Below are 6,596 nucleotides of genomic sequence, written 5' to 3'. Positions count from 1 at the left end.
GGTCTTTTATGATCTCCATGAGCCTGTCTATGCCCTCGCCTTCCCTGGCGCTTATGAAGATTGTCTCATACCCGCTCTTGCTGTATGATCTGCAAGCCTCCATATTGTCCGGCGAAAGATCCGTCTTGTTAAAACAAATGATAGTCTCAACACCGCTTTTCTCCATGCTGACAAGGAATCTGTCAAGCAGGTTAAAGTTCGGCTCAGGCTCGCTCACGGCAAATATTATGATCGTCTGATCCACATTTGCCACAGCAGGTCTTATTAAAGAGTTAAATCTAGGCAATATCTCAACGATATTACCTAGATTGTTCTCAGGATCAAGTATCTCTATATTCACATTATCTCCGACAAGGGGCTTGATCTTTTTGTTTCTGAAGATGCCCTTCGCCTTACATTCGTACAAATGTCCATCCTCGGCGTCTATATAATAGAATCCACCGATTCCTTTGATTATCTTTCCTGATATGATCTCTGCCACTACTAATTACTCTCCTGTGTAAATGTAGCGGACAAACCGCCCGTGTTAAAGCTTGATGTGACATCTATTCCCTCTGAATCCGTGATGGTCACAGAGAATGACCCCTGGTTGCTCTCAAGTCCTGTAGGACCCTCAACTCCATCTATATTGATAGGGAAGTCTCCTGCACCAGCCTTGCCGCTGTATACAGAGAATGTCTGTCTGCCTATTGTGTATGAGATGTCAACTGTCACACTTCCAAATGTATCAAAATCAAACTCTATATTCGATATTGAACCGCTGAAAGATACAGAGTATGTAACCTTCTGCGGTCCCTTACTGACAACATATGACACGGTAGTTCCCTCGTCAACCTCAGTGTTGACCTCAGGATCCTGTGATATTACCTGGCCTTCCTTCACATCATCGCTGTACTCATAGCTTGGATTGCCTACCAGGTTGACCTCCTGAAGCTTAGCTGCTGCATCTGCCTCAGACATACCCTTGAGCTTAGGAACTGCGATCTTCTTCGTCTCCTTACCGTTACTGATGATTATCTTGACTGTTGAGCCCTCCTCAACCTCTGTTCCGGCAACAGGATCTGAGAATATTACATGATCCTTCTCAACATTATCATCGTACGCATAGCCATGTGTTACCTTAAGTCCTGCCTCCTCGAGCAATGTTGTGGCCTGACTGTCCTCATATCCGAGAACATCCGGCACCTTGGTCTTTTCCTTGCCCGATGACACGTAAATAGTTATCTGTGTATCCTTTGTTATGGATGTTCCATCATCTATACTCTGTGATATTACATAGCCCTTCTCAACTGTGGCATCTGTCTTCTCCACAAATGTATAGTTGGTGAAGCCATTCTTCTTCATCTGCTCCTCAGCCGCAGTCTTATACAGACCTACTACATTGACCATAGGTACTGTCTCCTGTGCAGTTGTGTCGTTCGTTCCCTCTGTGGTTATGACATCGGTGCTTTCCTCCGTCTTACCCTTACCGCCCAGAATATTCCAGCCGGCTATCTTGCCTATGAGAAGTATGGCAAGTATGGCAAGAACCACCGCGATAGCAATACTTGATACCATGATTATCTTCTTAAGTCTTGGATCAAGCTCCTCTTCTCCATCGTATTCCTGCTCCTGTTCTCCATCATCTGCCACTGACTCGTCCGTATCATCCTCTTCATCGTCGTCATCTGGGAACAGATCGTCGAACTGTGACGGCGGCATAACTGGCACGTTAGCCTTGATCTCTGACGTTCTCGGACTTACAGGTGGAATCTCCGTAGTATCTGCCTTATCGACCTGTCTTCCGGTCTTGATCATCTCCATCTCCTGCTTTGTCATCTCAATGGTAGGGGATGTAGGAACGCTGGTCTTAGGCACTACTATACAATCTATATTAGGATTCTCTTTTACTCTGTTGAGATCAGCTATAAGCGCATTTGCTGTGAGATATCGTCTCTCCGGCTTCTTCTGTGTACACTTTCTTATGATCTTCTCAAGGCTTGTAGGTATATCCGGGTAATACTCCCTAGGTGATACCATCTCGCCCTGAATGTGCATCAGCGCTATAGCCACATTGTTCTCGCCTTCAAATGGAACATGTCCTGTGAGCATCTCATACATGGTGATACCGAGTGAATAAATATCACTTCTCTCATCTGAGAATCCGCCCCTTGCCTGCTCCGGTGATATGTAGTGAACACTACCCATCGCATTTGTCGTGGTCGTGCTTGACGATGCGGCTCTTGCGATTCCGAAATCAGTAACCTTCAGCGTGCCGTTGTTCGACATGATGATGTTCTGAGGCTTTATATCTCTGTGTATCGTGTGATGCTCATGGGCTGCCTGAAGTCCCTGGGCTATCTGTATGGCAAAATCGATCGCCTGCATAGGCTCTATTCTGCCGTGGGCCTGTATATATTCCTTGAGGGTGGTTCCCTCCACAAGCTCCATTACTATATAATATATTCCGTTGTCCTCACCGACATCGTATACATTCACAATATTAGGATGTGACAGCCCCGCCGCAGACTGGGCCTCTATCCTGAACTTTGTAACAAAATTAACGTCTGAGCTGAACTCAGGCTTAAGCACCTTTATGGCAACATATCTGTTTAACACATGACATTTTGCCTTATATACCTCTGACATACCGCCAGATCCAACCAATTCTATGATCTCATAACGACCGCTGAGCATCGTTCCCGGATTTAACATACCAATTTATTCCTCCCAATCTATCGCAGCTACAACGGCAGATATATTGTCCTTGCCGCCGTAGTAATTCGCTCTCTCCACCAGCTTCTCACCGACTGTCTTAAGATCATCCGACTCTGATACAATGTCCCGAATCTCGTCGTCCTCTATCATGTTCGACAAACCATCAGAACATAGAAGGATCTTATCATCCGCTGAAAGTTCTACTTCAAAGAAATCCGGAACCACATCATCACCTATTCCAAGTGCTCGGGTTATAATGTTCTTCTCTGGATGATTCCGTCCCTTATTCCTGTCGAGCTGACCATTCCTTATCAGCTCCTCAACCAATGAGTGATCAAGTGTGACCTGTCTTATCTCATTGTTAACTATATATAATCTGCTGTCACCTATATTCGCGACATACATGATTCCATCATCGATCACTGCAGCTACAAATGTCGTTCCCATACCTGCGTAATCCTCCGGATTGCTGAGCGCAAGCTTATACACCTTGTCATTGGCATATATTATCGCCCTCTTGAGCAGCGATACAGGATTGCTTATCTCGCTTTCACTTATATATTCAACTGCGGCTTCAATCGCCGTTCTGGATGCAACGTCCCCGGCCTTATGACCGCCCATGCCATCCGCAACTATGTACAGATTGCTGATAGCCCCTATTGGCTCATCTGTATAAAATATGCTGTCCTGATTCATGGAACGCTTTTTTCCAACATCTGTTATTCCAAATGATTTCATATATTCTCTCCATCAGCCTAAAATATTATCTGATACGCCACCTTGCCTATTTTAGCACAACACATAAAAAAGAACAAGACGAACTATTTATCCGTCTTGTTCTCCTCCTCATATTTACGGCGGAGCTGTCCGCACGCTGCGTCTATGTCACGCCCCATGCTTCTTCGCACCGTAGCTGTTATCTGGTTTCTCTCCAGAATATTTTTGAAATTCTCAATGGCGCTGTTATCCGCCCTCTCGTAATCCCTCTCCTTGATCGGATTTACGGGGATGAGGTTCACATGGCAGTTTCTTCCCCTTATGAGGCGCGCCAGCTCGCATGCCTTCTCAGGGCTGTCATTCTGTCCTTTTACAAGAGAATACTCAAATGTTATCCTCCTGCCCGTCCTGTCAAAGTAATAATCACAGGCGTCCAGAACCTCTGCAATGCTGTATCTGTTGGCTATCGGCATGAGTGCCCTTCTGTCCTCGTCATTTGGCGCGTGAAGCGACAATGCAAATGTAATGGAAAGCCCCATATCCGCAAGCCTCTTTATCTCAGGCACTAAACCGCAGCTCGACACTGTGACATTTCTCTGGCTTATGTTCAGTCCATTCTCGTCCGTCAGCATCTCTATGAACCTGACAAGATTGTCAAAGTTATCCAGCGGCTCTCCTGTTCCCATCACGACCACATTTGACACACGCTCACCTGTTATCTTCTGGATGCTGTATATCTGTGACAGCATCTCGGACGCTGTGAGATTCCTCACCAGCCCGCCTATGGTCGATGCACAGAACCTGCAGCCCATACGGCAGCCCACCTGGGATGATATGCACACGGAATTGCCATGCTTGTACTTCATGAGCACGCTCTCTATGACATTCCCATCATGGAGTCTGAACAGGAATTTATTTGTGCCGTCATCCTCTGAAATGAGTCTGGTGACAACGCTCACACCATATATTCCATATTCATCCATCTTCTCTCTGAGGCTTTTCGGCAGATTGGTCATCTCCTCCGTTCCGTCCGCAAGCTTCACATGAAACCACTGATATATCTGCTTCGCCCTGAATGCCGGCTGACCGGCACCGGTGACCCAGTTCCTGAGTTCTTCCATATTCATTGATTTCAGATCCGGCTGTCTAATATCCTTATCTTCTCTATCCTTTACTTCCATACTCTGTCCAATCTTTTATACATGTTCTATCTATTTTGTACGCACGAACTTCGATATGAAAAATCCATCACACTCATCTACTCCCTGTAACAGAGTTACATATCCTTTATCGCCACCGTGCCTCGGTACGATCTCATCTATACTCACAGTCTCAAAATCATGATTTTCCACAAACCACTTAACATTGTTCTGATTCTCCCTGCTGTCTATAGTACATGTCGAATACACCAGTGTTCCACCCGTTTTCACATATCTGGATACAGTGTCAAGAATATCCTTTTGAAGCTGTGCCAGCTCGTCTATGCTGTCACCTGTCACATTGTACTTGATATCGTTCTTCCTGCCCATTATGCCAAGTCCCGAACACGGAAGGTCTGCTATTACCACATCAGCCTTTCCGACAAGGTTCTCATCAAGGTCTCTCGCATCCCATGCCTCGACAGTGACATTTGTCAGTCCAAGTCTGTCCACGTTCTCCTCTATGAGCTCCGTCTTGTTCTCGGTGAGATCCCTTGAGATAACCCTTCCTGTCTGTCCCGCAAGACTTGCGGCATACATGGTTTTGCCGCCCGGTGCTGCACACACATCCACCACCAGATCTCCATTCTGTATACCTGCTGCCCTTACAGCCAGACACGAACTCTGATCCTGTACAACAAATTCTCCATCCATGAATCCTGGGATCCTTCTGACATAATCATATCCCTTTATAAGAAGTGATGTGTCATTCAGGCTTCCTCGCACTGTCTCTATTCCAGCGGCCTCCAGCTTCCTCTCGACTTCATCAACGCTTATCCTGTCTGTATTCACCCTTATGGATGTCGGACGCATTTCGTAGTTGCTTCCGAGTATCCTGTCCACCGTTTCGCTGTCATAGTCCTGCAGCAGTATCTCCACAAGCTCCACAGGAACTGAATATTCAACCGAATAGTATTCCAAAGGTGATGTGTTCTTATCAGGGTATTTTATACCATCCCTGTTTCTTGCGATATTTCTGAGCACTCCGTTGACAAAGCCTCTGAGGCTTCCAAATCCATGATCCACCGCCAGCTTCACCGACAGGTTGCAGGCAGCCGAATCCGGAACAGAGTCCATAAAGAACAGCTCGTAAGTTCCCATCCTGAGGACGCATCTTATGAGCGGCTTGCACTTGTTCACCTTTGTTTTGGAGAACTGGTTTATTATGTAGTCCAGCTTTATCCTCTGCTCTGTGACTCCCTCGACCATTCTCGTGATGTACGCCCTGTCCTGTTTGCTCATGAACTGGTTGGCGCGGAGTGCCGTTCCAAGTGCTATATTTGAAAATGTATGATTTTTCTCTATGTCCAGTAATGTGGTCAGAACCACCTCTCGAGTCTTTGTATCCATTCTACCTCTGTCCATTCTTCATCAGATATATTTGATCAGATGTGCTCTCCAGCTGTGAGTTTATTGCCCGCAAGGAACGCCACCGCATCCATAGGCTTCTTGCCCTCAGGCTGCAATCTTGTTATCTGGAGTGCATCCTGTCCACACGCTATGGCAAATGTCTTCTTGGTCACCATGGTTATCTCACCAGGTGCAATGCCATCCTCACGGCTCACTACCTTTGCCCCATATATCTTGACATTCTTGCCGCCTATCCTTGTGTATGCACAAGGCCATGGCTGAAGGCCTCTCACAAGTCTCTCTATCTTCTCTGCCGGCTCACTGAAATCTATATCTCCCATACCCTTGTTCAACATGGAAGCGTAACAGCTCAGGCTGTCATCCTGAGGTGTCCGGACCGCAGTTCCATTCTCAAGCTTTTCAAGGGTTGACAGTATAAGCTGCGCACCGCTTGCCGCAAGCTTGTCCGTCAATGTCTCTCCAGTGTCATCGTCACCGATAGACACAATCGAATGTTCTATCATATCTCCGGTATCAAGTCCCTTTGCCATGTACATGGTGGTGACTCCGGTCTCCTTCTCGCCGTCAATGATCGCCCACTCGATAGGCGCCGCACCGCGGTACTTTGGGAGC

General features: G+C 46.6%; 6 protein-coding genes. All 6 read right to left on the bottom strand.

Going from position 1 to position 6,596, the window contains the following annotated elements; all coding sequences use genetic code 11:
- Positions 1–469 (bottom strand): GTPase RsgA (gene rsgA / locus CCU_RS11720; RefSeq protein WP_208896392.1); only part of this gene is annotated, 469 nt, incomplete at its 3' end.
- Positions 470–483: 14 nt separating this feature from the next.
- The gene (pknB, locus tag CCU_RS11715; RefSeq protein WP_015534820.1) at positions 484–2,694 is read right to left on the bottom strand and encodes a Stk1 family PASTA domain-containing Ser/Thr kinase; all 2,211 of its coding nucleotides are present in this window, start codon (positions 2,692–2,694) and stop codon (positions 484–486) included.
- Positions 2,695–2,700: 6 nt separating this feature from the next.
- A complete protein-coding gene (locus CCU_RS11710) occupies positions 2,701–3,435 on the bottom strand; it encodes a Stp1/IreP family PP2C-type Ser/Thr phosphatase (RefSeq protein ID WP_015534819.1) in 735 nt (244 codons plus the stop codon).
- A gap of 83 nt (positions 3,436–3,518) precedes the next feature.
- Positions 3,519–4,595, bottom strand: a complete 1,077-nt coding sequence (rlmN, locus tag CCU_RS11705) for a 23S rRNA (adenine(2503)-C(2))-methyltransferase RlmN (RefSeq protein WP_015534818.1) — start codon at positions 4,593–4,595, stop codon at positions 3,519–3,521.
- Positions 4,596–4,625: 30 nt separating this feature from the next.
- Positions 4,626–5,963: a 16S rRNA (cytosine(967)-C(5))-methyltransferase RsmB gene (gene rsmB / locus CCU_RS11700; RefSeq protein ID WP_015534817.1), complete on the bottom strand. Its 1,338-nt coding sequence runs from the start codon at positions 5,961–5,963 to the stop codon at positions 4,626–4,628.
- Positions 5,964–5,998: 35 nt separating this feature from the next.
- The coding region (locus CCU_RS11695; protein ID WP_305803642.1) for a methionyl-tRNA formyltransferase at positions 5,999–6,596 on the bottom strand (598 nt) is incomplete at its 5' end.

The organism is Coprococcus sp. ART55/1, from assembly GCF_000210595.1.
GTDB classification, from domain to species: domain Bacteria; phylum Bacillota; class Clostridia; order Lachnospirales; family Lachnospiraceae; genus Coprococcus; species Coprococcus aceti.
The sequence above is the reverse complement of the archived record's forward strand: the minus strand, read 5'-3'. Positions and strand labels throughout refer to the sequence as shown.

What these genes read in the sequence shown, in the direction of transcription:
- pknB (WP_015534820.1), bottom strand. Translation starts at nt 2,694, where the DNA reads ATGTTAAATCCGGGAACGATGCTCAGCGGTCGTTATGAGATCATAGAA.
- CCU_RS11710 (WP_015534819.1), bottom strand. Translation starts at nt 3,435, where the DNA reads ATGAAATCATTTGGAATAACAGATGTTGGAAAAAAGCGTTCCATGAAT.
- rlmN (WP_015534818.1), bottom strand. Translation starts at nt 4,595, where the DNA reads ATGGAAGTAAAGGATAGAGAAGATAAGGATATTAGACAGCCGGATCTG.
- rsmB (WP_015534817.1), bottom strand. Translation starts at nt 5,963, where the DNA reads ATGGATACAAAGACTCGAGAGGTGGTTCTGACCACATTACTGGACATA.